The following is a 23,357-nucleotide window of genomic DNA, read 5'->3' as shown; positions in this document are numbered from 1 at the left end:
ATGGGCGAGCAGACGAACGCGGCGCGGCTCAACGAGCTGAACGCGACGATCCGGTACACGATGTGGTCGGTCTTCCGGGCCGAGACGCCGCTGCCGGCGCTGCGCGACGAGCTGGCCGGTGAGGTCGACGGCCTCTTCGAGCAGCTCGCGGCCAAGGACATGACGATCCGCGGCACGTACGACGTGTCCGGCCTGCGGGCCGACGCCGACGTGATGATCTGGTGGCACTCGGAGTCCTCGGACGCGCTCCAGGAGGCGTACTCCCTGTTCCGCCGGACCGCGCTGGGCCGTCACCTGGCCCCGGTCTGGTCGCAGATGGCGCTGCACCGCCCGGCCGAGTTCAACAAGAGCCACATCCCGGCCTTCCTGGCCGGCGAGGAGGCGCGGCCCTACCTCTGCGTCTACCCGTTCGTGCGGTCGTACGAGTGGTACCTGCTGCCCGACGAGGAGCGGCGCCAGATGCTGGCCGAGCACGGCAAGCTGGCCCGGGGATATCCGGACGTGCGGGCCAACACGGTGGCGTCGTTCGCGCTGGGCGACTACGAGTGGATGCTGGCCTTCGAGGCCGACGAGCTCTACCGCATCGTCGACCTCATGCGTGACCTGCGGGCCTCCGAGGCGCGGCGGCACGTGCGCGAGGAGGTTCCGTTCTACACGGGCCGCCGCCGCTCGATCGGCGAGATCGTAGCTACCCTGCCGTAACCCTCTTCATGGGAACGTGCGGAATGCCGTCTTCCAGGTATTCCGGACCGGTCGGCTCATATCCGAACTTGGCGTAGAACTTCGTGAGATGCGCCTGGGCGTCGAGGACGCTCGGGCGGTTCCCGATGACGGCCAGCGCCTCGGTCATGAGCCGGCCGGCGAGCCCGATGCCGCGGGCGCTCTTGGCGGTGACCACACGCCCGATGCGCTGGACATCACCGTCGTCCAAGATACGGAGATAAGTCCGGATTTCTCCGTCGCGGGCAAACCACAAGTGCCTCGTGCCGGGTTCGTCGTCGCGGCCGTCGAGCTCGCCGTACGGGCACTGCTGCTCGGTGATGAACACGTCGGCGCGCAGCTTGAGGATCGCGTACAGGGTCGTGGTGTCGAGATCTCGGAACGAGGCCGACCTGAACTCGTCATGTTGATCCGGTTGCATGTGCCGAAGCGTATGCGGCGCGGCGTCACCCGTATCGTCCCCGGGCGTTGTACGGATGGAAGCCCGAGGTGTGGAGGCCTTCATGATCAAGCGGAGCAAGTTGTTCGGCAACAAGACCCGGGTGACCTTCTGCCTGCCTCAGTCGGTGGTCGACGGGCAGGTCAGCGTCGTGGGCACGTTCAACGAGTGGGAGCCGGGCCGGCACGAGCTCAAGCCGCGCCGCGACGGCACCCGCACGGTCAGCGTGACCGTCGGCCCCGGCCACTACCGGTTCCGCTACCTGGCCACCGGCGGCGTCTGGTTCGACGACGAGTTGGGTGACGAGCTTCTCGTGTAACGCAATTCGCAGTTTCGGCCGTACTGCACCGGAGATTCGCTTGACTTGGCAAGCAGATCTTCGAGGAGGCAACCATGGCCGGTACGCGGCTCGCAGTCATCTACTACTCGTCCACCGGGACCATCCACAAGATGGCCGAGCGTCTCGCCGAGGCGGGTGAGAAGGCCGGAGCCGAGGTACGACTGCGCCAGGTCCCCGAGCTCGCGCCGGCCGAGGCGATCGCGTCCAACGCGGCCTGGAGTCAGCACTTCGACAAGACGAAGAACGAGCCCAAGGCCACCGCCGACGATGTGGTCTGGGCCGACGCGGTGCTGTTCGGCTCGCCGACCCGGTACGGCAACGTGGCCAGCCAGCTCAAGCAGTTCATCGACACGCTCGGCCCGCAGTGGGGTCAGGGGCTGCTGGCGAACAAGGCGTACGCGGGCTTCACCGCCTCGATGACCGCGCACGGCGGCCAGGAGTCGACGCTGCTGGCGCTCTACAACACGATCTACCACTTCGGCGGCATCGTCGTGGCGCCCGGCTACACCGACCCGCTGAAGTTCTCCGACGGCAATCCGTACGGCGTCTCGCACGTCACCGGCGGCACCAACGACGCCCCGCTCGGTGATGCCCAGTACGCGGCTCTCGACCACCTCGCGCAGCGCATCGTCGCGATCGCCGGCCGGTTGAAAACCGACTAAGTTTCACATTTGCCGCTAATCTGGCTGCATGACCACGTACGAAACCGCCGACCTGCACACCCGGGTCGCCCGGTACGAAGCCGCCCTGGAAGAGTTGCGGGCGGCGCACCAGGACGTCCGCGCCGTCCTGCAGGACCAGATCCTCTACGAACGGTGGCAGCAGATGGGCGCCGACCTCGGCTTCGTCGCCAACCAGGCGCCGCCGCCCGACCAGAGCCGGCCCCAGCGGGACCTCCAGTCGCTCAACGAGCACATCCCACAGATGTCGGACAGCTGGGCGAGCTAGCTTCTTCTTCCACCCCTGCCACCGAGGGGTGGAGAGATCCCGGTTGCCGGCCGCTACCGGGACCCGCCGGACGGTCCCACCTCTGTGTGGGCCCGCCCGGCGGGTAGTTTGGCTGCCATGCCCGTCGACACCCAGTACGAGGACCTGCTGCGGCGGGTCCTGACCACCGGAACCGCGAAGAGCGACCGCACCGGCACCGGCACGGTCAGCCTGTTCGGCGAGCGCCTGCGCTACGACCTGTCGGCCGGCTTTCCGCTGATCACCACCAAACGGGTGCACTTCAAGTCGCTGGCGGTCGAGCTGCTGTGGTTCCTGCGGGGCGACAGCAACGTCGGCTGGCTGCGCGAGCACGGGGTGACGATCTGGGACGAGTGGGCCTCGCCCACCGGCGAGCTCGGCCCGGTCTACGGGGTGCAGTGGCGATCGTGGCCGCGACCGGACGGTGGCCACATCGACCAGATCAGCGGCATCCTCGAGACGCTGCGGCGCGACCCCGACTCGCGCCGGATGATCGTCTCGGCGTGGAACGTGGCCGACCTGCCGGAGATGGCGCTGGCGCCGTGCCACGCGATGTTCCAGTTCTACGTGGCCGACGGCCGGCTCTCCTGCCAGCTCTACCAGCGCAGCGCCGACCTGTTCCTGGGGGTGCCGTTCAACATCGCCAGCTACGCGCTGCTGACCCGCATGGTGGCCGACCAGGCCGGTCTGCTGCCGGGTGATTTCATCTGGGTCGGTGGCGACTGCCACATCTACAACAACCACTTCGACCAGGTGCGCACGCAGCTCACGCGCGATCCCTTCGAGTTCCCCTCGTTGAAGATCGCTTCGGCGCCGTCGCTGTTCGACTACAAGTACGAGGACTTCGAGGTCGTGGGCTATCAGCACCACCCCGCGCTGAAGGCACCCGTCGCCGTATGACCGTGCACATGATCTGGGCCGAGGCGCACGAGCGGGTGGTCGGCGCGAACGGGGAGATCCCGTGGCGGCTGCCGGAGGACCAGCGGATGTTCCGGGAGCGCACGGTCGGCGCGACAGTGGTGATGGGGCGGGCGACGTGGGACTCGCTTCCGGAGCGGTTCCGGCCGCTGCCGGGCCGGCGCAACGTGGTACTGACCCGTGACCCTTCGTGGTCGGCCGAAGGGGCAGAAGTGGTTCACTCGGTGGAGGAGGTTGACCTCACAGGCGAGGTCTGGATCATGGGTGGCCAGGCGGTCTACACGGCCTTCCTGCCGGTGGCCGACCACATCCTCCGCACCCGCCTCGACCTGGAGGTTTCCGGCGACACCTACGCACCCGAGTTGGGTGACGGATGGGTCGTCACGTCCTCGTCGGGCTGGCAGACTTCGCAGAGCGGCCAGCGATACGTGGTCGAGGAATTGGTTCGCAGCGGGCAAGCCGCACAGCCGGGGCAGTCAGCGGTTGCGGCGGAAAGCTAGTCTTCCCGCCGACGAATGGCGCTAGCAGGAAGAGGTCACTCATGCTCTTGTCACCGGTGACACTCTCCGTGGTCACGCCGATGTACAACGAGCGCGAAGCGGTTGATCACTTCGTCGCCCGCCTGCGCCCGGTGCTGGACGGGCTCGGCGACTCGTACGAGGTGGTGGCCGTCGACGACGGCAGCAGCGACGCGACCGTCTCGCGGCTCATGCAGCTGCGCGCCGAGTGGCCCCAGCTGCGCGTCGTGGCGCTGCGCCGCAACGTCGGGCACCAGACGGCGCTGCGCGCCGGCCTGCGGGCGGCCAAGGGCGCCTACGTGGTGAGCATCGACGCCGACCTCCAGGACCCGCCCGAGGTGATCGGCGAGATGCTGGCCGCGGCCCGCCGCGAGAAGGTCGACGTGGTCTACGGGGTGCGCAGTGACCGCAGCACCGACACGGCGTTCAAGCGCCAGACCGCGGGCCTCTACTACCGGGTGATGCGCAAGCTGGTCGGCCCGTGGGTCTCCGACCAGGCCGGCGACTTCCGCCTGATGAGCCGGGCCGTCGTCGACGTGCTCAACGGGCTGCCCGAGCCCCGCCCGGTCTACCGGCTGATCGTGCCGTCGCTGGGCTTCAGCAGTGCCGAGGTGCCCTATGTGCGGGCCGAGCGGGTGGCCGGCGAGACGAAGTACCCGCTGTCGAAGATGATCAAGCTGACGCTCGACAGCATCACCAGCTTCTCGGCGGCCCCGCTGAAGATCGCGACCTGGCTCGGACTGTTCAGCTTCTTCATTTGCGTCGTGCTGATGGTCGTCGCGCTGATCACGTGGCTGGCCGACGCGGTCGTACCCGGCTGGACCTCGCTCTACGTGGCGGTGCTGCTGCTCGGCGGCATCCAGCTGATCTGCCTGGGGCTGCTGGGCGAGTACATCGGGCGCATCTACGCGGCCAGCCAGGGGCGCCCGCCGTTCCTGGTCGCCTTCGACACGGCCGCGCTCGACGTCACCAGCAGCGTCGCGACGCCGGTGCCCGGCGGGCCGCTCGACGACGATGTCGAGGCAGTGGAGCTGGCCGGCCAGGCGCCGTCGGGTCGTCCCTAAGCCTTCGGCTCCAGGCGGATCGACAGGCTGTTGACGCAGTGCCGGGTGTTCTTCGCGGTCATGTGCTCGCCGCGGAAGACGTGGCCCAGGTGCGAGTCACAGTTGGCGCAGCGGATCTCCGTACGGACCATGCCGTGGCTGTAGTCGTTGATCTCCTTGATCGCACCGGGGATCGCGTCGTCGAACGAGGGCCAGCCGCAGTGCGAGTCGAACTTGTCGTCGCTCGGGTAGAGCGCGGCGCCGCACGCGCGGCAGTTGTACATGCCCTCGGTCTTGGTGTCGACGTACTCCCCGGACCAGGGAGCCTCGGTGCCCGCCTGGCGAAGCACCCGGAACTCGTCGGGGGAGAGACGGACCCGCCACTCTTCCTCGGTGGTGGGCAGGGTGGTGTCGTTCGTTGCCATGCTTCAAAGGTACGACGCACCGGTGGTGCGGCCCCGGGTGTCCGGACGTCCGTTGAACCAGGGCATGGACGATGCATCGGCGGCCATGTTCCGGCCCACCTGGCAGCAGGCCCTCGGGCGAGGGCTCTTTCTCGGATCGATCGCGAACGTCGGCCTCTGGCTGCTCGTAGCGGTCCTGACCTGGGCTGATCTTGCCCTTCCGGCCGGGCCCGGATGGGCCTTCGTGGCGGCCGGGCCGGCGGTGGCCGGCGCCCTGATCGGGCTGGCGGCCCGGGGGCGGACGGGCACGCAGATCAGTTCGGGCGGCATCCGGACCCGTTCCGTTTTCGCGGACGGCGTAGCCACCTGGGACGACGTGGCCGACATGCGGGCCGAGCGGCGGGGCGCGCGCACCGTGGTGTCGGTCTATCTGAACTCCGGCGCCAGTGTGCGGCTGCGGGCTCCGTACAGCGGCGAGCTCTTCGCGGCCGACCCCAAGTTCGAGGGCAAAATGTTCGCTTTGTCCCATCTGTGGCGGAGTCACCGTTTCGGTGGTCTTCCGGGATGATGACCCGCCGAGGCGGCTTAAAGGGTAAATCGGGCATTTGCCGCTAAGCTCCCCTCTCGGACCATGAACACCGCCAGAGAACGGATTAACTCCTCATGAGCTCACTTCGCCGGATCGTCGCCGTCGGACTGCCCACCGCCGGCCTCGCCGTCGCCGCCGCGCTGGCCCTCGGCGGTTCGCCCGCCGTGGCCACCGCCGACCAGGCTCCGCAGCCGATGGTCGCCGCGACCACGACCGACCCGGGCCGCCCCGGTGGCGCCGCCGGATATGGCACCGAGGCGCCCGACACCGACACGCCGACCCGCGGGAACCCGGGCTACGGCAGCCCGGCCCCGACCACGCCGGCGCCCAGTTCGGCCACGCCGAGCACGCCGGCCACCACCACGCCGACCGCCAACACGGACACCGTCCCGGCCGAGACCCCGGCCGGCGCGGCCCCGGCCACCACGGCCCCGGGCGGCGGCGTCAGCGCCGGCGGAGCCCTGCCGGTCACCGGCGCCCCGATGAGCACGCTGGTCGCCGTGGGTGGCCTCCTGGTGGCCGCCGGCGCGGCCTCCGTCTTCTACACCCGGCGCCGCCGCAACGCCTGATCGTCCCGCCACAACGAAGGCCGCCCGGTTCCCGCCGGGCGGCCTTCGGCGTGATCGGCCTCGTCATCGTCGGTGCGGCGAGATGTCGTACCCAGGGCTTAAGGTCTGGGTATGCCGAAAGCCGCAGCGGAAGAGCATGAGATCGCCGGCCACACGGTGCGGCTGAGCAGCCCCGACAAGGTGATGTTCCCGGGCAAGGGATACACCAAGCGCGATGTCTTCGAGTACTACCTGGCCGTCGGTGACGGGATCATGCGGGCGCTCAAGGACCGGCCGACGACGTTGCAGCGCTTTCCCGACGGCATAGAGGGCGAGACCTTCTTCCAGAAGCGGGTCGGTGCGCGCGGTGTGCCCGACTGGATCGAGCGGGCGACGATCAAATTCCCCTCCATGCGTACGGCTGAGGAGCTGTGCCCGGTCGACCTGGCTCACGTGGCCTGGGCCGCGCAGATGGGCACCGTCGTGTTCCACCCGTGGCCGGTGCGGGCGTCGGCGCCCGACCAGCCCGACGAGCTGCGCATCGACCTCGATCCGCAGCCGGGCACGAACTTCGGTGACGTGGTGACCGCGGCCGGGGTGATCCGCGAGGTGCTCGGCGATCTGGGCTGGGTGGGCTTCCCCAAGACGTCGGGTGGGCGGGGCGTTCACGTCTACGTGCGCATCGAGCCCCGCTGGGATTTCGTGCAGGTGCGCCGGGCGGCGATCGCCCTGGCCCGCGAGGTGGAGCGGCGCCGGCCCGAGGCCATCACCACGGCCTGGTGGAAGGAGGAGCGGGGCGAGCGGGTCTTCATCGACTACAACCAGATGGCGCGCGACCGCACCATCGCCTGCGCCTATTCGCTGCGGGCCAACGGGCGGGCCACCGCCTCCGCGCCCGTGACCTGGGACGAGCTGGCCGACGTGGAGCCGGACGACTTCGATCTGCGCACGGTGCCGAAGCGTTTCGCCGAGATCGGCGACCCGCACGCGGCGATCGACGACGTCGCCCACGACATCACGCCGCTGCTGGAGTGGTCGGCCCGCGACGAGAAGGACGGCCAGGGTGACCTGCCCTACCCGCCCGATCACCCGAAGATGCCGGGCGAGCCGCCCCGCGTGCAGCCCAGCAAGATGAACAAGGCCAACTGGGAGGGCAAGTAACTACTTGGTCTCCAGGCGTCCCAGGTCGCCCGGGTCGGGCAGGTCCTCGCCGCGCAGATAGGCCGTGGTGAGCTTCTGCAGCAGGGCCAGCCGGGCCGGGTCCTCGTCGGTCGTCTCCCGGGCCTCGTAACCGGGGATGCCGCCGAGCGAGTGCTCGGCGCCGTGCAGGGTCAGCAGGGTCTTGGGCCCGGGGGCCAGCAGGTAGGGGTCGGCCATCCAGTCGGGGCCGCGGGTGGTCAGGAAGTTTTGGTCCTTGTCACCGGCGACGACCAGCGCCGGCGCGGTCATGTGCCCGAAGTCCGGGTTGAGATAGGGGAAGTGCTGGGCCGCGAACGGGGTCAGGTCGTCGCCGCCCCGGCCGGCTGTGGCCAGCAGCACGCCTTTGCTGACGCGCGGGTCGCGGAAGTCCTCACCGAAGACGCGCAGCCCCAGCAGCGCGCCGGTGGTCTGCCCGCCGAACGAGTGCCCGGCGGCGACGATGTGGTCGTGGTCGACCCGGCCGGCCAGCCCGGGCACGGCCTCCTCCAGCGTGGCCAGGTGGTCGAGGGCGCGCTTCGCGTCCTCGATGCGGAACCGCCAGATGTTCGGCGTGCGCGGGTCGTCCGGGGCCAGGCCGAGCGTGCGCGAGTCGAGATACGTGGGCTGGAGGACCACGAAGCCCTGCCCGGCCCAGTGGTCGGCCAGCGGGCCGTATCCGTCCAGCGACGAGCCGAAGCCGTGCGAGAAGAGCAGGACCGGCAGATCGCGGCCGGTCACCGGGGCGGTCACCCGGAGGTGCAGGTCCTGGCCGCGGCCGGGCGCCGGCAATGCGACAGGCTTCACCGAGACGATCGGGGTCATGAGGCATCCTTAGTAAGCGGGACGTTGTCCCGATTGAAGATACGGGACGTTGTCCCGTTTAGGGGAGGGAGTGTGTTGTGAGCGACAGACCCCGGCGGGCCGACGCCCGGCGCAACGCGGCCACGCTGCTCGACGCGGCCGCCTCGGTCTTCGTGACCTCGGGCGTGGAGGCGCCGATCCGGGACATCGCGGCCGAGGCCGGGGTCGGCACGGCGACCATCTACCGGCACTATCCGACCCGGGCCGACCTGATCGTGGCGGTCTACCGGCACCAGGTCGAGGCGCTGGCCGAGGCCGGGCCGGTGCTGCTGGCGGAGGGCCCCACGCCGTACGCGGCGCTGGTCCGGTGGATCGAGGCGTTCGTCGACTTCGTGATCACCAAGCAGGGGCTGGCCGCCGTCCTGCAGTCGGACGATCCCTGCTACGACCCGCTACACTCGTACTTCGTGGAGCGGCTGGTGCCGGTCGGCGGCGAGTTGCTCGCGGCCGCCGCGGCGGCCGGGGAGATCCGGGGCGACCAGGACACGTACGAGCTCATGCGCGGGGTGGGAAGCCTCTGCGCGGGGGCCGGAAAGAACATCCGGTACGACGCGCGGCGGCTGGTCCGGCTGCTGGTGGCCGGATTGCGCTCGTCACACTGAGAGCGCGGGCGGGAAACCTGTGGATTGAACGACGGCGGATCGGGAGACTACGCGCTCATGGCACATCGCAGTCGACTCTCGACCTTCCTGATCGACACGCCGCGGGACGAGGCGCCCCAGGCCGCCGAGTTCTGGGGGCGGGCGCTCGGCGTGCCGGCGCGGCCCGTGCCGGGCGAGGAGCAGTTCATCTCGCTGCGCGGGGTGCTGCCCGACCACAATTTGGCGGTGCAGGCCGTCGACGACGCGCCGCGCTACCACTTCGACATCGAGACCGACGACGTCGAGGCCGAGACGGCCCGGCTCGTCGGGCTCGGCGCGGTCGAGGAGGGCCGCTGGCTCGAGTGCGTGACGTTGCGGGCGCCGGGCGGACATCTGCTCTGCGTCATCCCGCCGCACAGCGACCCCGAGGTCTTCGAGCGCCTAGCCCAACGGTGGGACTAGCTTCATGCCCTCGTGGGAAGCCGTGAAGCCGAGCGACTCGTAGAAGCGCCGCGCCTCGGTGCGGCGTTTGTCGGTCGTCAGCTGGATCAGGCCGGCTCCCCGCTCCCGGGCGCGCGTCATGGCGTACGCCATCATGGCCCGGCCCAGACCGCCGCCGCGACGGTCGGCACGGACCCGGACCGCCTCGATGGTCATGCGCGTGGTCCCGCCCCGGCTCAGGCCGGGGATGAAGGTGAGCTGGCAGGTCGCGATGACCTCGCCGTCGTCGCCGACGATCAGCTCGTTGTTCGGATCGGCGTCGATCTGCTCGAACGCGGCCCAGATCGTCGCGTCGACCTGCTCCGACACGGAACCGCGCGAACGGCTGATCTCGTCATCGGCCAACAGGGCCAGAATCGCGGGGACGTCGGCCCGCTCGGCGATCCGGAACATCGCACTCTCCCTTTCCGATCGTTGCTCGGGCACGATGTTGGCCATGAAGGTGCTGCTCAGGGTCTATCGCGGGATCGTCTGGCTGGCCAACTCGCCGGGCACGCTGATTCTTTCGTACGCCATCCTGATCGTCGTCTGCGGCGTCCTCTTCTCGCTCGTCGAGGAGGGCAAGTCGCTGGGCGACGCGATCTGGTGGGCGGTGGTCACCGCGTCGACCGTCGGATACGGCGACATCTCGCCCGCGTCGTGGCAGGGACGGGTGATCGCCGGGCTGCTGATCTCGCTGATGGTGCTGGTCGTGATCCCGCTGATCACCGCGCACTTCGCCAGCAAGCTCATCGTCGACCGGGACGTCTTCCGGCACGAGGAGCAGGAGGAGCTCAAGCAGAACCTGCGGCAGGTGCGGGCCCTGCTCGAGCAGATGGCGGCGAGTCAGGGGATCACTTCGCCGGACAGCGCAGCCCCTCCTGCGGCACCTTCAGATCGATGAGGTAGCCGTCGACGGCCTGCACGATGCACTGGGTGCTCGGATAGGCCGTGTGGCCCTCGCCCTCCCAGGTCAGCACGTGGCCGACGCCGAGCATCGAGGCGAGATCGGCGGTGTTCTCGTACGGCGTCGCGGGGTCGCCGGTCGTGCCGACCACGACGATGGGCGGGGCGCCCACGGCGGCGGCGGCCGGGTAGGGGTCGCGGTCGCCCTTCCAGACGGCGCAGGGCAGCATGCCGACCGCGAGCGAGCCGCCGAACAGCGGGTATTTCTTGCGCCACTCGCCCTGGAGCCGGCGCACCTCTTCGACCGTCGGCGCGTCCTTGGTGTCGGAGCAGTTCACGGCCAGGTTGGCGTCGAACAGGTTGCTGTACGTCCCGTCGGGCTTGCGCTCGGCGTATTGGTCGGCCAGCTCGAAGACGCCCTCGGCGTCACCCGTCTTGAGGTCGGCGATGGCCTTGGCCAGGGCCGTCCAGCCGGTCTCGGTGTAGAGCGAGGACACCACGGCCACGAAGATCCAGCCCGAGGTGGCGTTGCGGCCGTCGGCGCCCTTGACCGGCTTGGTGTCGGCCGCCTTGAGCGCGTCGGTGACGGCCTTGCGCGCGTCGGGCGCGATCGGGCAGTCGGCCGTGTTGGCCTTGCACCAGTTCGTGAAGTTGGTGAAAGCGCGCTCGAAGCCCTTGGCCTGGCTCTCCGAGCCCTCGATGAAGCTCTGCTTCGGATCGACCGCGCCGTCGAGCACCAGGGCCCGGATCTTGGTCGGGAAGAGCTGGGCGTACGTCGCGCCGAGCAGCGTGCCGTACGAGTAGCCCAGGTAGGTCAGTTTCTCGTCGCCGACCGCGCCGCGGATGGCGTCCATGTCCTTGGCCGCCTGCACGGTCGAGAACGTGGCCAGCTGGGCCGGGCCGTATTTCTGGGCGCAGCCGTCGGCGATCTTCCGGTTCAGGGTGACCAGCTCGTTGTAGTCGGCCTGGCTGACCGGGTCGGGCACGGCGGCGAAGCTCGCGTCCTGGTCGGAGGAGCTGATGCACTTGACCGGGTCGGAGCGGCCGACGCCACGCGGGTCGAAGCCGATCACGTCGAACTTGTCGGTGATCTCGGTCGGCAGACCGCCGAACTGCTGGCCGAACGACAGGTAGACCGCCGTGTCGATGCCGGAGCCGCCCGGTCCGCCCGGGTTGATCAGCAGCGAGCCGGTCCGCTGTTTCTGGGTGGCCGAGCGGATGCGGATCATCGCGATCGCGTACGTCTCCCCGTTTCCGGGGTCGGACCAGTCACGCGGGACGGAGACCTTGGCGCAGTCGTACGTCATGCCGGCCGCGCCCCGGCCCACCAGCTGATCGGGGATCTCGGGGCAGGGCTGCCAGTCGGCGCCGGTCGCCGGCGCGGCGGAGGAAGAGGACGTGCTCTGCGGGGCCGGCGTGGACTTGCCGGAGCCGTCCGGGGCGAACGAGGGCACAGTGCAGCCCGAGACGGTGACCACCAGCGCGGCGGCGACGGCCAGGAGAGAGCGGCGCACGGTGGACCTTTCGTCGGCGGACTGTCCCTCGAAGGCTATCCGGTGAGTCTGACAATCCGCCGTCAGCGGCTGGTCAGTACCTCGGCCAGATTGAACTGGACTGGGCGTTCGAGCTGCTCGTAGGTGCACGAGCGGGGTTCCCGGTCGGTGCGCCACCGTTCGAACTGGGCGGTGTGGCGGAACCGGAGACCCTCCATGTAGTCGTAGCGCACCTCGACCACCCGCTCCGGCCGCAGCGGCGTGAACGACAGGTCCTTGCCGTTGTTCCAGCGGCTCACCTCGTTCTTGCGCGGGGTGCGTTCGCCCTGCTCGTGGGCCGCCCAGTTCCACGGATGGCCCTCGAAGGTCGTCACCAGGGGCTGAAGTTCCTTGAAGAGCTCTTCCCGTACGGCCATGGGGAAGCTCCCGATGACGCCGACCGACACGAGCACGTCGCGCTCGTCGTAGAGACCCAGCAGCAGCGAGCCGATCCGGTCCTCGCCGGACTTGTGCACCCGGTAGCCGGCGACCACGCAGTCGGCCGTCCGCTTGTGCTTGACCTTGAACATGACCCGTTTGTCGGGCTGGTAGACCAGATCCTTCGGCTTGGCGATCAGCCCGTCGAGGCCGGCGCCCTCGAACTCGGCGAACCAGCGCCGCGCGGTCTCCAGGTCGTCGGTGGCCGGGGTGACGTACACCGGAGGCTTGGCGCTCTTGAGAACCTCGGACAGCCGGGCCCGGCGCTCGGCGAAGGGCAGCTCGGTCAGGTCCTCGTCGCCGAGCGCCAGCAGGTCGAACGCGACGAACCCGGCCGGTGTCTGCTCGCTGAGCAGCTTGACCCGGCTCGCGGCCGGGTGGATGCGCTGCTGGAGGGCCTCGAAGTCGAGGGTGTTGCGCTCGGTGTCGGCCACGATCACCTCGCCGTCGATCACCGCCCGCTCCGGGAAGTTGGCCAGCACGGCCTCGACGACCTCGGGGAAGTAGCGGGTCATCGGTTTCTCGTTGCGACTGCCGATCTCCACCTCGGCCCCGTCGCGAAAGATGATCGACCGGAATCCGTCCCACTTCGGCTCGTAGAGCTGGCCGGGCGGGATCTCGGCTACGGGCTTGGCGAGCATCGGCTTGACCGGTGGATTGATCGGCAGCTCCATCGCCCCAGTCTGCCGTCTCCTCGCCCGCCGCGGGGGGCTGGCGGCTGGCGCGTAAGCGTGTAATTTTGTAATCACGCTTACCGGGGAGGTTCGTAATGAGATTCCGACAGGGACCGCCGGGACGGGTCGAGCCGCCGAACGCCGACGACGCCGCGGCCTGGGTGGCCGGGGCGGTGACCGACGGCTGGTTCACCGAGCGGCCCGAGGTCGTCGTCGACCGCGACGAGATCATCATCTGGGGCCGGGTGGCCGCACCCGACCTGGGCGAGAGCGCCACCGACGCCGACCGGGCGGCCGCGCAGGCCGGCCGGGTCAACCAGTTCCGTGAGGACACCCGCAACGACCGCATGCGGGTGGCCCGCCAGATCGAGCACCGCTATCAGCGCAAGGTCGCCTGGGGCGTGCGCTGCGGCGACACCAACGAGCTGTTCACCCACCTGGCCGCGCCGGTGATGACCCGGCTGCGCCAGCCCGAGCGGCAGATCCTCGACACGCTGGTCGACGCCGGCGTGGCCCGGTCCCGCTCCGAGGCGCTGGCCTGGTGCGTCAAGCTCGTCGGCCAGCACACCGAGGAGTGGCTGTCCGACCTGCGCTCGGCCATGAGCAAGGTCGACGACCTGCGGAAGCAGGGCCCTTTGTAGGGTGATCCACGTGCTACGTGAGGTCACCGCCATCCGCTATGTCACACCCCTGCGCGAGGGCGGCTCGCTGCCCGGCGTCGTGGAAGCCGACGACCTCGGCACCTACGTGGTCAAGTTCCGCGGCGCCGGGCAGGGCCCGAAAGCGCTCGTGGCCGAGGTGATCTCGGGCGAGCTGGCCCGGCGCCTCGGCCTGCCCGTGCCCGACCTGGCCGTCGTCCACCTCGACCCGATCGTGGCCCGGGCCGAGCCCGACGAGGAGGTCCAGGAGCTGATCAAGGCGAGCGCCGGGGCCAACCTGGGCATGGACTTCCTGCCCGGCGCGCTCGGCTACGACCCGGTGGCCCATCCGGTGGAGGCCGGGCTGGCCTCGCGGGTGCTCGCCTTCGACGCCTTCGTCGAGAACGTCGACCGCAGCTGGCGCAACCCCAACCTGCTGATCTGGCACAACGGCCTGTGGATGATCGACCACGGCGCAACCCTCTACTTCCACCACAACTGGCCCCGGGCGTCGGCGGTCGTCCACCGTCCGTACAAGTGGGACGACCACGTGCTGAAGCCGTACGCGACAGCGCTGGCGACGGAGGGCCCGGCCCTGGCCGCCCGGATCACCCCTTCGCTGATCCGTGAGGCGGTCGACCTCGTCCCGGACGAGTGGCTCGACGACGGCGACAAGGACGCGTACATCTCTCATCTGACCGCCCGCGCGGCCGAGCCGGAGGCGTGGCTGCCATGAGGGTCCCGTACGAGTACGCCGTCATCCAGGCCGTCCCGCGCATCGAGCGGGGCGAGCTGATCAACGTGGGCGTGGTCCTGTACTGCCAGCGCCGCGACTTCCTTCAGGCCCGCACTCACCTGCACGAGGACCGCCTGCGCGCCCTCGACCCGTCGGCCGACGTGAAGGCGATCGGCGAGGCGCTGTCCTCGTGGTCGGCCACGTGCACGGGCGCCGGCGCGGCGGCCGCGATGAGCCAGGGCGAGCGCTTCCGGTGGCTGGTGGCGCCCCGGAGCACGATCCTGCGAGCCGGCCCGGTCCACATGGGCCTGGCCACCGACCCGGCCGAGGAACTGGAACGCCTGGAAAACCTGCTGGTGAGATGAGGGTCCGCCGCCTCACCGAAGCGGAGTTCAAGGCGACCACCGCGCCCGAACCGGAACGCGTCGGCGCCGACGAGCCGCCGCCGTTCGACTTCTGGAAGTACTTCGAGGCGATCCCCGCGGAGGATTTCGGGGAGCATGACTTCTCGGAGGGACGGGTGTCCTACGCCTGGGCCATGCGCGGAACCGGATATCAGCACGTGCTCGTGGAATGCGAGACACCCGATGTGTTCCTCGTGCTGGTGCTCGACGTGCCCGCCCGCGCGGTGACCGGGCACCACCTTCTGGACCTGAACAGGCTCTACGGCTTGAGGTAAGAGCCGCCGCGTCGCCGAGGTCCCGAGTCTCAAAAGGTCCGGCAAGATGGAGATGTTGGCGCCTTACTTGAACCCAGGGACGGGCCTTACACGCCTTCGCACCACCCTAACGGCTTGATTTCTATACAGCTCAATTCGACAGTGCTGCGAATTCGAAACCCGGGAACGTCCTTCTCTGGATGTGCGTGACGGTTAGTACCCTAGCGGGTGATCAGGTGGCGGGTCCCGCTCATAATGGCGGGTATGGAGCTGAAGCCACCCACTCAGAGTGACCGCCGCCACGGACTGAACAAGGTAGCCGAGATGGTCGTGTCTGCGATCCCTGGGGTGGGCGGGCCGCTGGGGGTCGCGCTCGCCGATAGACTGACGCGGTCGTACAACGAGCGTATGCAGGATTGGTTGACTGATGTGGCCGTGGCGCTGCGTCAGCTTGAAGGGCGCGTGGGCGACTTCGAGGATCTGGCGACCAATGAGGCATTTCTGGATGCAGTAGCGGCGGGAACGCGGATCGCCGAACGGAGCCGCCAAGAAAAGCGAAGCATTCTCCGCAACGCAGTGCTCAACACGGCCCTTGCCGTAGATCCAGACGAGGATCGTCAGTACGTCTTCTTCGATCTGATCGACCGCCTTCCACCAGTGGCTCTGCGCTTACTCAAGTTCGTAGCCGATCCGCGCTTCCGTGAGGATGTGGTTGGTTACAAGCCGCCAGCCTCCGGTGGCGAAATGGTACTCATTGCTGACATCGCGCGTCTGATCTCGCCGAACCCAGCTCCAGGCGAAGGTAGCGGCGCCTTAGCGTCCTTCCTGAACAAGCAGTGCACCCGCCTCAGGGATGAGGAATTACTAAGTATTGGTGCACTTAGTCAAACGGGATACGAAAATGATGGCGAGTATTTTAGCCAACATGTTCACTTGGGTCAGGTTACGCGATTCGGCCGCTCGTTCCTAAACTTCATCGAAGACCCGCGCGACACCGATGGCCAGAGTAATAGCGTTCAGGAATGAGTGCTGTGATCGCTCAGCGGCCGCTCGGGATGGGGTTGATCCCGTCGTGCGTTCGGACGACCGGCGCCGTGCTGCTAATCGCGTCGAGAATCCGGACGGCGTACGCCTCATCAGAACGCTCGGCAACCTCGTCCGCGTCCATCCACTGCAGAGCGCTTCCGCTGGCTGGTGGGCCCCCGGAGCACCATCCTGCGCGCCGGCCCGGTCCACATGGGCCTGGCCGTCGACCCGGCGGAAGAACTGGAACGCCTGGAAAACCTGCTGGTGAGGTGAACGCCGGATCGGTCACACTGCCACCGTGGACGGCTTCAGGTGCGCGACCTGCGGGAACCCGCTGAGCGTCGCGGTGCAGTCGGTGAAGCTGCCGGCCCAGCCGCACCCGTCTCTGCTGAACCACCACCGCGTGAACCCGCCGCTGCTCGCTCCGGGCACCTACGCCGTCGACGAGTCCGCGTACGGCCGTGAGCGGATCACGGGCACGTTCGTGCTGTCACCGGGGGACGTGCGCGGCACCCGCTTCGTCCACGACCTGGTCCTGATCGGCTGCTGGTCTCTGGTCGGGTGGGATCCCTGCATCGCCTGCGAGAAATGCGGCACCCTGGTCGCGTTCCGGGCGGACGACTGCCACGTGGCCCAGGAGACGCGCTTCGATCCGGCCAAGGTCGTCCGAGAGGCTCGCGCCGCCGAAACCCGGAACGCTCCGGAGCCGTTCGCGGCGGTCGCCGACTGGGACGAGCCGGCGCCGGGCGTCGGGCGACTCCGGCCGCGCCCGGAGCTCACGGCGACCCGCTGGGGCGGCCGGGGCGTGAAGGCGCATCTCTATCGGGACGACCCGCCGGCCTGACTGTCATATCGCCCTCGGAAACGGACGTCCTCACGCGACGGGGTTGAGGTGATATTCGGTGGCCTCGATGCTCGGGGGCCATGGGCTTCTTTCTGAGGGCGGCGGCCGTGGCGGTGCTCGGCCTGACCGTTCTGACGCCGGGGGCGTCGCAGGCGGCGGGGCGGTCCGATGCCGTACTCGCCTGGAATGTTCATGCTCAGACCGCTATCTACGAGGTGGCCCGGCAGTCGCCGACGGCCGGGGTTCGCAGCTTCGCCATGGTGCAGGGAGCCGTGTACGACGCGGTCAACGCGATCGCCGGCGCCCCGTACGAGCCCTATCTGGTTGCTCCGGCCGCTCACCGCGCCGACTCGACGCCGGCGGCGGTGGCGGCCTCGGCCTATCAGGTTCTTCTGTCGCTCTTCCCCGCCCAGGCCGGCGCGCTGCGGGCGCGGTACGACGAGGCGCTGGCCGCGATCGAGGACGGGCCGGCTGAGCGCAACGGTGTCCGTGTCGGTGAGGCCGCGGCCGCGGCGATGATCGAGGCGCGCCGGGACGACGGGGCCTTCGCGAACATCGCCTGGCCGGTCGGGACGACGCCCGGGCAGTACCGGCTCACCCCGCCCGATTTCGTGCAGGCCGGCGGCTGGTTCCCGTTCCTGGAGCCGTTCGTCCTCGACGACCCGGGCGCCTTCCGGGTGGCCGGGCCGCCCGCTCTGGGCAGCGCCGCCTACGCCCGGCAGTTCAACGAGGTGAAGGCCACCAATGTCACCCGGACGCCGGATCAGACCGAGGCGGCGATCTGGTGGGACGACTACCGTCAGGTGGAGTGGTACATCAAGCGCGGGCTCGCCGCCGATCACCGGCTGAGCACGGTGGAGACGGCGCGCATGCTGGCCATGGTCGACATCGCCACGGCCGACACGATGATCGCCTGTTACGGGCAGAAGCGGCACTGGCGTTTCTGGCGGCCGGTGACCGCCGTTCCGCTCGCCGGCACCGACGGCAACCCGGCCACGGTGGCCGACCCCTCGTGGACGCCGCTGCGGGTCACCGCTCCGTCGCCGGAATGGCCGTCGGGGCACGCCTGCTACACGTCCGCCATCATGACCGGACTGCGGGCGTACTTCGGGCGCGACGAACTGTCCTTCAGGGCGTACAGCGCGGAATCCGGCACCACCCGCTATTTCCACAGTTTGAGCTCGGCCCGGGCCGAGCTGATCGAGGCTCGGATCTGGGCCGGCGTGCACTACCGGGGCGCCACCGTGCAGGGCGACCGGCTCGGCGCCGAGGTCACCCGTGCGGTGCTGGCCCGGGAGTTCGGCCGGGCGTAGCGTCGGGCTGTGCGCAAGCCGATGAGCTGTCGGTTCGGGTGGCACAAGTGGGTTCGGCGCTCGACGCAGGACGGGCAGCAGTTTCAGCAGTGTGCCCGCTGCGGCAGGGATGACGGGCAGTCGAGGCCGCACTGGGCCGCGGGGCCGATGGCGTGAGCCGCTGTCACCCGGTCGGGCATTGCCGGGCGGGTGATGGCGCGCGGCCCTAGGCTCGAAGCATGGACTATCAAGTATCGGTCAAGTGCGAACAAATCGCCGAGTGGTACGTGAGGGTCAAGGGGCTCGCGGACGCTCACCACGGGCACGCCACGGGCGATCACCTGAAGGCGCTCGCGGACGAGATCTACGCGCAGGTTCCTTCGGAGTGGTGGGCCAGCCAGCCCGCGCCGCTCGACAACCGGGTGCGTAGCTAGAGCACGAAAGCGTCGGTCCACAGCTGGCGGGACCGGCCCCCGAGAGCCTCCATCAAGCCGACCGCCTGCTGGTCGGTCAGGCCCGCGACGAAGTCGATCACGGCGCGGCCGCGGGCCCGGTGGAGGCGCTCCGGCGTGCCGGCCGGCAGCTCGGCCTCGGCCAGCTCGACCAGGTCCTGGAGGCGGCGGGGGATGCGCTGCTCCTCGTCGGGGTCGGTCAGCCAGGCGCTCAGCGCCTCGACCAGCGAGGCCAGCAGGCGGCCCTGACCGCGCTGGTGCAGGGCCAGGTCGGGGCGGGCCAGGACGAACCGGTTCTGCACGAACTTGAGGATCTGCACCTCGTGCCACTGTGCCGGGGCCAGCTGGACATGGCCGGAGCGGACCGCGGGGTCGGCGATCGTGCGGCACGACTCGACCAGACGGCGGGTCCAGGTGGCCGAGAACGCCGCGACCCGGGCCTCGGCCTCGAGCGAGCCGTCGAACGGGCGGGCCAGCAGGCCGTCGACCAGCTCGGCCCGGACCAGCTCGACGGCGGCCGAGAACGCGTCGTCGTCGGCCATCCAGCCGTCCTTGCGGTGCAACTGGCGGCGCAGCGACTCGATGGCGCCGCCGGCCCGGTTCAGGTCGGTGGACGCGCCCCAGCGCTGCCACGCCATCAGCTCGGTGGCGACCGCGCCCTGCTGGAGGACGCCGACCCGGTGCACGTCCTCCAGGTCGTGGATGGCGTAGGCGATGTCGTCGGCCGTGTCCATGACCGAGGCCTCGACCGTCTGCTGCCAGTCGGCCACCCGGCCCGCGAACGGGGCCCGGGCCGCGCGCATGTCGTTCGCCTCGGTCGAGTACGCGTTGAACTTCATCGAGCCGCCGTCGGGGTCGTCGGCCGGCGGGGCCGCCCCCCGCGGCGGCGGCTCCATGAAACGGGCCTCACCCCGGCGGGTCCACGGATATTTGAGGATCGCCGCCCGTACGGCATTGGTCAGATTGAGCCCCAAAGTGGTCTGGCCGCGGCTCTCGGTGCTGGTGACGATGCGGTACGACTGCGCGTTGCCCTCGAAGCCGTCGTCGAGCCCCAGCCGATGGCGGGCCAGCCGGTCGAGGACCCGCTCGCCGAGGTGGCCGAACGGCGGGTGGCCCAGATCGTGGGCCAGGGCGGCCGCCTCGACGACGTCGGGGTCGCAACCGCCGAGCTTCTCGGCCAGTGACGGGTCGACCCGGTCGGCGATGGCCCGGGCCACCTGGGCGACCTTGAGGCTGTGGGTCATCCGGTTGTGCACCAGCAGGCCGGCGCCGCCCGGGCTGATGACCTGGGTGACGCCGGCGAGCCGGGCGAAGAACGGTGAGCTGACGATCCGGTCGCGGTCGACCCGGAACGGGCTCGACGCGAGGTCACCGGGGGCGACGAGACTGTCGCCGAACAGGCGCTGAGCCCGGGGATCATCCATCCCGCGAAGGTTACCTGGCCTGCAGAGCGTCCAGCGCGACGGACATGGCGGCGACCAGGCGGCGGTCGACGCGCGGGTCGTGGATGGTGACCACGTACTTGTCGCGCAGGCCCCACTTCTTCACGACCGAGAAGACCGGGCGGTCGGCGATCACGAAGTCGAAGTGGTACGGAAGCCAGGACAGGCTCTCGACGAAGCGGCGCAGGACGGCCACCCAGGCGTTGGTCTCGCGGCCGACCATCTCGCCGAAGCCGGGCTGCTCGAGGTGCCACGTCGAGCGGATCAGCGACTCCTTGAAGTTCTTGCGGAACAGCCCGATCGGGGCGCCGTTCGCGTCGACCACGTCGTACGTGGCGCCCAGGTCGATCACCTGACGGGCCTTGAAGCCCAGCACCGGCGTCGTCTTGGTGTCGTCGGTGTAGAGGGTGACCTGCTCCTTGAACGCCATCCGCTTCTGCTGGGCGAAGGCGAGCATGCCGGCCTCTTGGCCGTCGGGGGTGACGGCGTGGATCTCGTATTGGTTGACCATCAGCCGCACACGCTGACGGACGATCAGCTGCTGCTGGGTTTGAAGGGTGTCGACAGTCACGGCGAGAGAGTGTGTCATACCCGGCGAATACTGTGGGGAACCTGAGCACCTCGGTGGCGGCGCCCCTTGCGTAGAGGTCAAACTGGGTTAATGGCGAAACGAGGACGTACGGGTTCATTGATCGCGCTGGCTCTGGGCGCGGCGGCGGTCTGGGTGGCGAAAGACATTCCCCGCCAGATGGGCGCCAAGGCCAAGGGCGATCGGCTGGCCCGCATGCAGGCCTCACCGCAGTACGCCGGTGGCAAGTTCCGCAACACGGTGCCGGCCACCGAGATCGCCTTCTCCTCGATGCCGCGGCTGCTGGCCGCCACCCTGCGCGACCGCGACGGCCGCCACCCGCACCAGCCGATCCCGCTGGTCACTCCCGACCCGGGCGCCACCGCCGACGGCCTGCACGTCACCTGGTACGGCCACTCCTCGGCGCTGGTCGAGATCGAGGGCAAGCGGGTGCTGCTCGACCCGGTGTGGAGCGAGCGCTGCTCACCCTCGCGCCTCTCCGGCCCCAAGCGGCTGCACGAGCCGCCGGTCGCCCTGCGCGACCTGCCGCCGCTCGACGCGGTGCTGATCTCGCACGACCACTACGACCACCTCGACATGGAGACCATCCACAACCTGGTCGACCTCCAGGCGGCGCCGTTCCTGGTCCCGCTGGGCGTGGGCGCCCACCTGGAGCGCTGGGGCGTGCCGGCCACCCGCATCGTCGAGATGGACTGGAACGACACCCACAAGGTGGCCGGCATCGAGTTCGTGGCCACCGCGGCCCGGCACTTCTCGGGCCGTGGCCTGGGCCGCGACGAGACGCTCTGGACGAGCTGGGCCATCAAGGGCCCCACCCGCAAGGTCTTCTACTCCGGCGACACCGGCTATTTCCCGGGCTTCGCCCGGATCGGTGAGGAGCACGGTCCGTTCGACGTCACGCTGGTGCAGGTCGGTGCGTACGGCGACGCGTGGCCGGACATCCACATGGTGCCCGAGGACGGCGTCGCGACCCACGTCGACGTCAAGGGCGGTCTGATGATCCCGGTGCACTGGGCCACGTTCAACCTGGCGCTGCACGAGTGGCCCGAGCCGGCCGACCGCACGTGGGCCGAGGCCAAGGCCCGGGATGTACGTCTCGCCGTGCCGCGTCCGGGCGAGCGTGTCGACGTGGACAACCCGCCGGCGGTGGACGGCTGGTGGCAGCAGATCGCGTAGCGGTCGCGCTGCTGGTGCTCGGCTACGGGGTGACCCCCGCGGGGCTCACTCCCGGCAGCGTGGCCCGGGTGCGGGCGGCGATCTCGTACGTCGAGGCCGGCGCCCGCCCGTCGCGGATCATCTTCAGCGGCGGCTGGGCGCAGGTCCGCGACGGCGCGCCCGAGCCGCCGCCGGACTGCCGCGAGGCCGCGCTGATGCTGACCATGGCGCGCGACGCCGGCCTGGACGAGGTGGCCGATCTGCGCTCCGAGTGCCACTCGCGCAGCACGCTGGAGAACCTGCTCCGGATCTCGGCCGACGGGCTGCTCGACGGCCTCGACCTCGGCCCGTCCCGGCCGCTGGGGCTGGTCACCCACGCCTGGCATCTGCCGCGCGTCCGCTATCTGGCCGGCAAGGTCCTCGGACTGCGGGGCGGGGCCCTTCTGGGCATTCCGGCCGCCGGCTCGTCGCCGCTCGACGAGTACGCCATCAGGGCCGCCTCCCGGATCGGTTTCCTGGGCGTACGTGATCCGCAGGAACTGCTCCGCCGGGAGCGACGGATGGTGGCGTTGTTACGACGTGGGGTATAGGAGCCGGCATGGTCCTGCTCCTGCCGGTCTTCCAGCCGTCGTCCCACCTGTCCGAATTAGTGGCTCAGATCGACTGCCCGGTCGTGGTGGTCGACGACGGCAGCTCGCCGCCCGTCACGGGGCTGCCCTGCACGGTTCTGCGGCACCCGCGCAATGCGGGCAAGGGTGTGGCGCTGCGTACGGGATTCCGCCATATCGCTTCGGCCTTTCCCGGCTCGCCGGTGGTGTGCGCGGACGCGGACGGGCAGCACTCCCTCGCCGACATCAGGCGGGTGTCGGACGCGGTGGAGGCCAGTGGCCACACGGTCCTGGGTGTGCGGCGGGTCCGGCGGATGCCGTGGCGCAGCCAGGTCGGCAACGCGCTGACCCGGCTGCTGTTCCGGGCCACGACCGGCCGGTCGGTGCGCGACACGCAGACCGGCCTGCGCGGCTATCCCGGCGACCTGATCCCGTGGCTGCTCACGGTGCCCGGCGACCGCTTCGAGTACGAGATGAACGTGCTGGTGGAGGCCGCGCGCGCGGGCCATCCGTACGCGCAGGTGGAAATCAACACGACATATCTGAACGACAACGCGTCGTCGCATTTCGGGCCGGTCGGCGACGCGCTGCGGGTCTACCGCTCGCTGTTGCGGCTCTAGCTGTTGGCGGCGGTGTAGGCGGCGAGGAACAGGGTTCCGAGGACCAGGACGAGGCCGACGATCAGCCGGGTGGTGCGTACTCCTTCGTGACGTACGGGCCGAGCGGCGCGCCTGGGTTTCCGACGAGACGGCATGGCGTTCAGTGTGGGGCCGGCCCGCAT

The 23,357-nt window shown here is 69.7% G+C and carries 34 protein-coding genes; 25 read left to right on the top strand and 9 right to left on the bottom strand.

Features of this window, described 5'->3' with window-relative positions; genetic code table 11:
* Positions 1–702 carry a hydrogen peroxide-dependent heme synthase gene (hemQ, locus tag ACQP2X_RS41965; RefSeq protein WP_498691472.1) on the top strand — a complete coding sequence of 234 codons (702 nt, stop codon included), beginning with the start codon at positions 1–3 and terminating at the stop codon, positions 700–702.
* On the opposite strand, the gene ACQP2X_RS41960 is transcribed toward hemQ, so the two are convergent.
* A complete protein-coding gene (locus ACQP2X_RS41960; protein WP_498701194.1) occupies positions 689–1,141 on the bottom strand; it encodes a GNAT family N-acetyltransferase in 453 nt (150 codons plus the stop codon). The two genes, hemQ and ACQP2X_RS41960, sit on opposite strands and share 14 nt — an antisense overlap.
* 82 nt (positions 1,142–1,223) lie before the next feature.
* Here ACQP2X_RS41960 and ACQP2X_RS41955 point away from each other — a divergent pair, with 82 nt between their 5' ends.
* From ACQP2X_RS41955 to ACQP2X_RS41930, 6 genes are all read left to right on the top strand, one after another.
* On the top strand, positions 1,224–1,478 hold the full coding sequence (locus ACQP2X_RS41955) for an early set domain-containing protein (protein WP_498691470.1): 255 nt from the start codon (positions 1,224–1,226) through the stop codon (positions 1,476–1,478).
* Positions 1,479–1,552: 74 nt separating this feature from the next.
* Positions 1,553–2,161, top strand: a complete 609-nt coding sequence (gene wrbA / locus ACQP2X_RS41950) for an NAD(P)H:quinone oxidoreductase (protein WP_498691469.1) — start codon at positions 1,553–1,555, stop codon at positions 2,159–2,161.
* 28 nt (positions 2,162–2,189) lie between these two features.
* On the top strand, positions 2,190–2,447 hold the full coding sequence (locus ACQP2X_RS41945; RefSeq protein ID WP_498691468.1) for a hypothetical protein: 258 nt from the start codon (positions 2,190–2,192) through the stop codon (positions 2,445–2,447).
* 117 nt (positions 2,448–2,564) lie between these two features.
* A complete protein-coding gene (locus ACQP2X_RS41940) occupies positions 2,565–3,365 on the top strand; it encodes a thymidylate synthase (protein ID WP_498691467.1) in 801 nt (266 codons plus the stop codon).
* Positions 3,362–3,883, top strand: a complete 522-nt coding sequence (locus ACQP2X_RS41935) for a dihydrofolate reductase (protein ID WP_498691465.1) — start codon at positions 3,362–3,364, stop codon at positions 3,881–3,883. Before ACQP2X_RS41940 ends, ACQP2X_RS41935 begins: the two co-directional genes overlap by 4 nt.
* A 41-nt stretch (positions 3,884–3,924) precedes the next feature.
* On the top strand, positions 3,925–4,965 hold the full coding sequence (locus ACQP2X_RS41930) for a glycosyltransferase family 2 protein (protein WP_498691461.1): 1,041 nt from the start codon (positions 3,925–3,927) through the stop codon (positions 4,963–4,965).
* On the opposite strand, the gene msrB is transcribed toward ACQP2X_RS41930, so the two are convergent.
* The gene (gene msrB, locus ACQP2X_RS41925) at positions 4,962–5,369 is read right to left on the bottom strand and encodes a peptide-methionine (R)-S-oxide reductase MsrB (RefSeq protein WP_498691458.1); all 408 of its coding nucleotides are present in this window, start codon (positions 5,367–5,369) and stop codon (positions 4,962–4,964) included. The genes ACQP2X_RS41930 and msrB overlap by 4 nt on opposite strands.
* 64 nt (positions 5,370–5,433) lie before the next feature.
* Here msrB and ACQP2X_RS41920 point away from each other — a divergent pair, with 64 nt between their 5' ends.
* The 3 genes from ACQP2X_RS41920 (at position 5,434) to ligD (ending at position 7,646) form a co-directional block, all read left to right on the top strand.
* Complete coding sequence (locus tag ACQP2X_RS41920; RefSeq protein WP_498691456.1) at positions 5,434–5,916, top strand: PH domain-containing protein; 483 nt, start codon at positions 5,434–5,436, stop codon at positions 5,914–5,916.
* Positions 5,917–6,011: 95 nt separating this feature from the next.
* Positions 6,012–6,506 carry an LPXTG cell wall anchor domain-containing protein gene (locus ACQP2X_RS41915; protein ID WP_498691455.1) on the top strand — a complete coding sequence of 165 codons (495 nt, stop codon included), beginning with the start codon at positions 6,012–6,014 and terminating at the stop codon, positions 6,504–6,506.
* Between the two features lie 105 nt (positions 6,507–6,611).
* Entirely contained in the window at positions 6,612–7,646 is a 1,035-nt protein-coding gene (gene ligD / locus ACQP2X_RS41910) for a non-homologous end-joining DNA ligase (RefSeq protein WP_498701190.1), read from the top strand.
* Here the strand turns inward: ligD and ACQP2X_RS41905 are convergent, their stop codons facing one another.
* Positions 7,647–8,486, bottom strand: coding sequence for an alpha/beta hydrolase family protein (locus tag ACQP2X_RS41905; protein ID WP_498691453.1), 840 nt, complete (start codon positions 8,484–8,486; stop codon positions 7,647–7,649).
* Between the two features lie 77 nt (positions 8,487–8,563).
* Between ACQP2X_RS41905 and ACQP2X_RS41900 the strand changes: the two genes are divergently transcribed.
* Positions 8,564–9,127, top strand: coding sequence for a TetR/AcrR family transcriptional regulator (locus tag ACQP2X_RS41900; RefSeq protein ID WP_498691452.1), 564 nt, complete (start codon positions 8,564–8,566; stop codon positions 9,125–9,127).
* A gap of 57 nt (positions 9,128–9,184) precedes the next feature.
* Positions 9,185–9,568 (top strand): VOC family protein, encoded by a 384-nt coding sequence (locus tag ACQP2X_RS41895; RefSeq protein ID WP_498691450.1) that lies wholly within the window; start codon positions 9,185–9,187, stop codon positions 9,566–9,568.
* On the opposite strand, the gene ACQP2X_RS41890 is transcribed toward ACQP2X_RS41895, so the two are convergent.
* Positions 9,548–10,000, bottom strand: a complete 453-nt coding sequence (locus ACQP2X_RS41890; protein WP_498691448.1) for a GNAT family N-acetyltransferase — start codon at positions 9,998–10,000, stop codon at positions 9,548–9,550. The two genes, ACQP2X_RS41895 and ACQP2X_RS41890, sit on opposite strands and share 21 nt — an antisense overlap.
* A gap of 43 nt (positions 10,001–10,043) precedes the next feature.
* On the opposite strand from ACQP2X_RS41890, the gene ACQP2X_RS41885 reads away from it, so the two are divergent.
* Positions 10,044–10,490: a potassium channel family protein gene (locus tag ACQP2X_RS41885; protein ID WP_498691447.1), complete on the top strand. Its 447-nt coding sequence runs from the start codon at positions 10,044–10,046 to the stop codon at positions 10,488–10,490.
* Here the strand turns inward: ACQP2X_RS41885 and ACQP2X_RS41880 are convergent.
* Together ACQP2X_RS41880 and ACQP2X_RS41875 are read right to left on the bottom strand one after the other, a co-directional pair.
* On the bottom strand, positions 10,441–12,006 hold the full coding sequence (locus ACQP2X_RS41880) for an alpha/beta hydrolase (RefSeq protein WP_498691444.1): 1,566 nt from the start codon (positions 12,004–12,006) through the stop codon (positions 10,441–10,443). The two genes, ACQP2X_RS41885 and ACQP2X_RS41880, sit on opposite strands and share 50 nt — an antisense overlap.
* 62 nt (positions 12,007–12,068) lie before the next feature.
* On the bottom strand, positions 12,069–13,136 hold the full coding sequence (locus ACQP2X_RS41875) for an ATP-dependent DNA ligase (RefSeq protein ID WP_498691443.1): 1,068 nt from the start codon (positions 13,134–13,136) through the stop codon (positions 12,069–12,071).
* Positions 13,137–13,231: 95 nt separating this feature from the next.
* Here ACQP2X_RS41875 and abmR point away from each other — a divergent pair, with 95 nt between their 5' ends.
* The 9 genes from abmR (at position 13,232) to ACQP2X_RS41830 (ending at position 18,764) form a co-directional block, all read left to right on the top strand.
* Positions 13,232–13,777 carry an ATP-binding transcription factor AbmR gene (abmR, locus tag ACQP2X_RS41870; protein WP_498691441.1) on the top strand — a complete coding sequence of 182 codons (546 nt, stop codon included), beginning with the start codon at positions 13,232–13,234 and terminating at the stop codon, positions 13,775–13,777.
* Between the two features lie 10 nt (positions 13,778–13,787).
* Positions 13,788–14,510 carry a HipA family kinase gene (locus ACQP2X_RS41865; protein ID WP_498691439.1) on the top strand — a complete coding sequence of 241 codons (723 nt, stop codon included), beginning with the start codon at positions 13,788–13,790 and terminating at the stop codon, positions 14,508–14,510.
* The gene (locus ACQP2X_RS41860; RefSeq protein ID WP_498691437.1) at positions 14,507–14,875 is read left to right on the top strand and encodes a DUF3037 domain-containing protein; all 369 of its coding nucleotides are present in this window, start codon (positions 14,507–14,509) and stop codon (positions 14,873–14,875) included. The genes ACQP2X_RS41865 and ACQP2X_RS41860 overlap by 4 nt, the downstream gene beginning before the upstream one ends.
* Positions 14,872–15,189, top strand: coding sequence for a hypothetical protein (locus ACQP2X_RS41855; RefSeq protein WP_498691432.1), 318 nt, complete (start codon positions 14,872–14,874; stop codon positions 15,187–15,189). The genes ACQP2X_RS41860 and ACQP2X_RS41855 overlap by 4 nt, the downstream gene beginning before the upstream one ends.
* A gap of 243 nt (positions 15,190–15,432) precedes the next feature.
* The gene (locus ACQP2X_RS41850; protein WP_498691430.1) at positions 15,433–16,194 is read left to right on the top strand and encodes a hypothetical protein; all 762 of its coding nucleotides are present in this window, start codon (positions 15,433–15,435) and stop codon (positions 16,192–16,194) included.
* A 168-nt stretch (positions 16,195–16,362) separates the two neighbouring features.
* The gene (locus ACQP2X_RS41845; protein ID WP_498691428.1) at positions 16,363–16,467 is read left to right on the top strand and encodes a DUF3037 domain-containing protein; all 105 of its coding nucleotides are present in this window, start codon (positions 16,363–16,365) and stop codon (positions 16,465–16,467) included.
* A gap of 25 nt (positions 16,468–16,492) precedes the next feature.
* A complete protein-coding gene (locus ACQP2X_RS41840; RefSeq protein WP_498691427.1) occupies positions 16,493–17,038 on the top strand; it encodes a hypothetical protein in 546 nt (181 codons plus the stop codon).
* Positions 17,039–17,118: 80 nt separating this feature from the next.
* Positions 17,119–18,351, top strand: a complete 1,233-nt coding sequence (locus ACQP2X_RS41835; RefSeq protein ID WP_498691425.1) for a vanadium-dependent haloperoxidase — start codon at positions 17,119–17,121, stop codon at positions 18,349–18,351.
* Between the two features lie 218 nt (positions 18,352–18,569).
* A complete protein-coding gene (locus ACQP2X_RS41830) occupies positions 18,570–18,764 on the top strand; it encodes a hypothetical protein (RefSeq protein ID WP_498691424.1) in 195 nt (64 codons plus the stop codon).
* Here ACQP2X_RS41830 and ACQP2X_RS41825 read toward each other — a convergent pair.
* Together ACQP2X_RS41825 and ACQP2X_RS41820 are read right to left on the bottom strand one after the other, a co-directional pair.
* Positions 18,761–20,206 (bottom strand): deoxyguanosinetriphosphate triphosphohydrolase family protein, encoded by a 1,446-nt coding sequence (locus ACQP2X_RS41825; RefSeq protein WP_498691423.1) that lies wholly within the window; start codon positions 20,204–20,206, stop codon positions 18,761–18,763. The genes ACQP2X_RS41830 and ACQP2X_RS41825 overlap by 4 nt on opposite strands.
* A 10-nt stretch (positions 20,207–20,216) precedes the next feature.
* Entirely contained in the window at positions 20,217–20,795 is a 579-nt protein-coding gene (locus tag ACQP2X_RS41820) for an LURP-one-related family protein (protein ID WP_498691421.1), read from the bottom strand.
* Positions 20,796–20,885: 90 nt separating this feature from the next.
* Here ACQP2X_RS41820 and ACQP2X_RS41815 point away from each other — a divergent pair, with 90 nt between their 5' ends.
* Genes ACQP2X_RS41815 through ACQP2X_RS41805 form a run of 3 tightly spaced genes read left to right on the top strand, consistent with a single transcriptional unit; the run spans position 20,886 to position 23,196 of the window.
* Positions 20,886–21,989, top strand: coding sequence for an MBL fold metallo-hydrolase (locus ACQP2X_RS41815; protein WP_498691419.1), 1,104 nt, complete (start codon positions 20,886–20,888; stop codon positions 21,987–21,989).
* Positions 21,971–22,558, top strand: coding sequence for a YdcF family protein (locus ACQP2X_RS41810; protein ID WP_498691417.1), 588 nt, complete (start codon positions 21,971–21,973; stop codon positions 22,556–22,558). Before ACQP2X_RS41815 ends, ACQP2X_RS41810 begins: the two co-directional genes overlap by 19 nt.
* 8 nt (positions 22,559–22,566) lie before the next feature.
* Positions 22,567–23,196: a glycosyltransferase family 2 protein gene (locus tag ACQP2X_RS41805; RefSeq protein WP_498691415.1), complete on the top strand. Its 630-nt coding sequence runs from the start codon at positions 22,567–22,569 to the stop codon at positions 23,194–23,196.
* Here ACQP2X_RS41805 and ACQP2X_RS41800 read toward each other — a convergent pair.
* A complete protein-coding gene (locus tag ACQP2X_RS41800) occupies positions 23,193–23,330 on the bottom strand; it encodes a hypothetical protein (protein ID WP_498691414.1) in 138 nt (45 codons plus the stop codon). The two genes, ACQP2X_RS41805 and ACQP2X_RS41800, sit on opposite strands and share 4 nt — an antisense overlap.
* Positions 23,331–23,357 lie beyond the last annotated feature (27 nt).

Origin of the sequence: Actinoplanes sp. CA-131856 (genome assembly GCF_050956135.1) — a bacterium.
In the GTDB taxonomy this organism is placed as follows: domain Bacteria; phylum Actinomycetota; class Actinomycetes; order Mycobacteriales; family Micromonosporaceae; genus Actinoplanes.
The sequence above is the reverse complement of the archived record's forward strand: the minus strand, read 5'-3'. Positions and strand labels throughout refer to the sequence as shown.

What these genes read in the sequence shown, in the direction of transcription:
- ACQP2X_RS41860 (WP_498691437.1), top strand. Translation starts at nt 14,507, where the DNA reads ATGAGGGTCCCGTACGAGTACGCCGTCATCCAGGCCGTCCCGCGCATC.
- ACQP2X_RS41905 (WP_498691453.1), bottom strand. Translation starts at nt 8,486, where the DNA reads ATGACCCCGATCGTCTCGGTGAAGCCTGTCGCATTGCCGGCGCCCGGC.
- ACQP2X_RS41855 (WP_498691432.1), top strand. Translation starts at nt 14,872, where the DNA reads ATGAGGGTCCGCCGCCTCACCGAAGCGGAGTTCAAGGCGACCACCGCG.
- ACQP2X_RS41915 (WP_498691455.1), top strand. Translation starts at nt 6,012, where the DNA reads ATGAGCTCACTTCGCCGGATCGTCGCCGTCGGACTGCCCACCGCCGGC.
- ACQP2X_RS41920 (WP_498691456.1), top strand. Translation starts at nt 5,434, where the DNA reads ATGGACGATGCATCGGCGGCCATGTTCCGGCCCACCTGGCAGCAGGCC.
- ACQP2X_RS41935 (WP_498691465.1), top strand. Translation starts at nt 3,362, where the DNA reads ATGACCGTGCACATGATCTGGGCCGAGGCGCACGAGCGGGTGGTCGGC.
- ACQP2X_RS41940 (WP_498691467.1), top strand. Translation starts at nt 2,565, where the DNA reads ATGCCCGTCGACACCCAGTACGAGGACCTGCTGCGGCGGGTCCTGACC.
- msrB (WP_498691458.1), bottom strand. Translation starts at nt 5,369, where the DNA reads ATGGCAACGAACGACACCACCCTGCCCACCACCGAGGAAGAGTGGCGG.
- ACQP2X_RS41955 (WP_498691470.1), top strand. Translation starts at nt 1,224, where the DNA reads ATGATCAAGCGGAGCAAGTTGTTCGGCAACAAGACCCGGGTGACCTTC.
- ACQP2X_RS41890 (WP_498691448.1), bottom strand. Translation starts at nt 10,000, where the DNA reads ATGTTCCGGATCGCCGAGCGGGCCGACGTCCCCGCGATTCTGGCCCTG.
- ACQP2X_RS41945 (WP_498691468.1), top strand. Translation starts at nt 2,190, where the DNA reads ATGACCACGTACGAAACCGCCGACCTGCACACCCGGGTCGCCCGGTAC.
- wrbA (WP_498691469.1), top strand. Translation starts at nt 1,553, where the DNA reads ATGGCCGGTACGCGGCTCGCAGTCATCTACTACTCGTCCACCGGGACC.
- ACQP2X_RS41850 (WP_498691430.1), top strand. Translation starts at nt 15,433, where the DNA reads ATGGAGCTGAAGCCACCCACTCAGAGTGACCGCCGCCACGGACTGAAC.
- ACQP2X_RS41875 (WP_498691443.1), bottom strand. Translation starts at nt 13,136, where the DNA reads ATGGAGCTGCCGATCAATCCACCGGTCAAGCCGATGCTCGCCAAGCCC.
- ACQP2X_RS41835 (WP_498691425.1), top strand. Translation starts at nt 17,119, where the DNA reads ATGGGCTTCTTTCTGAGGGCGGCGGCCGTGGCGGTGCTCGGCCTGACC.
- ACQP2X_RS41895 (WP_498691450.1), top strand. Translation starts at nt 9,185, where the DNA reads ATGGCACATCGCAGTCGACTCTCGACCTTCCTGATCGACACGCCGCGG.
- ACQP2X_RS41815 (WP_498691419.1), top strand. Translation starts at nt 20,886, where the DNA reads ATGGCGAAACGAGGACGTACGGGTTCATTGATCGCGCTGGCTCTGGGC.
- ACQP2X_RS41830 (WP_498691424.1), top strand. Translation starts at nt 18,570, where the DNA reads ATGGACTATCAAGTATCGGTCAAGTGCGAACAAATCGCCGAGTGGTAC.
- ACQP2X_RS41825 (WP_498691423.1), bottom strand. Translation starts at nt 20,206, where the DNA reads ATGGATGATCCCCGGGCTCAGCGCCTGTTCGGCGACAGTCTCGTCGCC.
- ACQP2X_RS41805 (WP_498691415.1), top strand. Translation starts at nt 22,567, where the DNA reads ATGGTCCTGCTCCTGCCGGTCTTCCAGCCGTCGTCCCACCTGTCCGAA.
- abmR (WP_498691441.1), top strand. Translation starts at nt 13,232, where the DNA reads ATGAGATTCCGACAGGGACCGCCGGGACGGGTCGAGCCGCCGAACGCC.
- ACQP2X_RS41885 (WP_498691447.1), top strand. Translation starts at nt 10,044, where the DNA reads ATGAAGGTGCTGCTCAGGGTCTATCGCGGGATCGTCTGGCTGGCCAAC.
- ACQP2X_RS41800 (WP_498691414.1), bottom strand. Translation starts at nt 23,330, where the DNA reads ATGCCGTCTCGTCGGAAACCCAGGCGCGCCGCTCGGCCCGTACGTCAC.
- ACQP2X_RS41960 (WP_498701194.1), bottom strand. Translation starts at nt 1,141, where the DNA reads ATGCAACCGGATCAACATGACGAGTTCAGGTCGGCCTCGTTCCGAGAT.
- hemQ (WP_498691472.1), top strand. Translation starts at nt 1, where the DNA reads ATGGGCGAGCAGACGAACGCGGCGCGGCTCAACGAGCTGAACGCGACG.
- ACQP2X_RS41930 (WP_498691461.1), top strand. Translation starts at nt 3,925, where the DNA reads ATGCTCTTGTCACCGGTGACACTCTCCGTGGTCACGCCGATGTACAAC.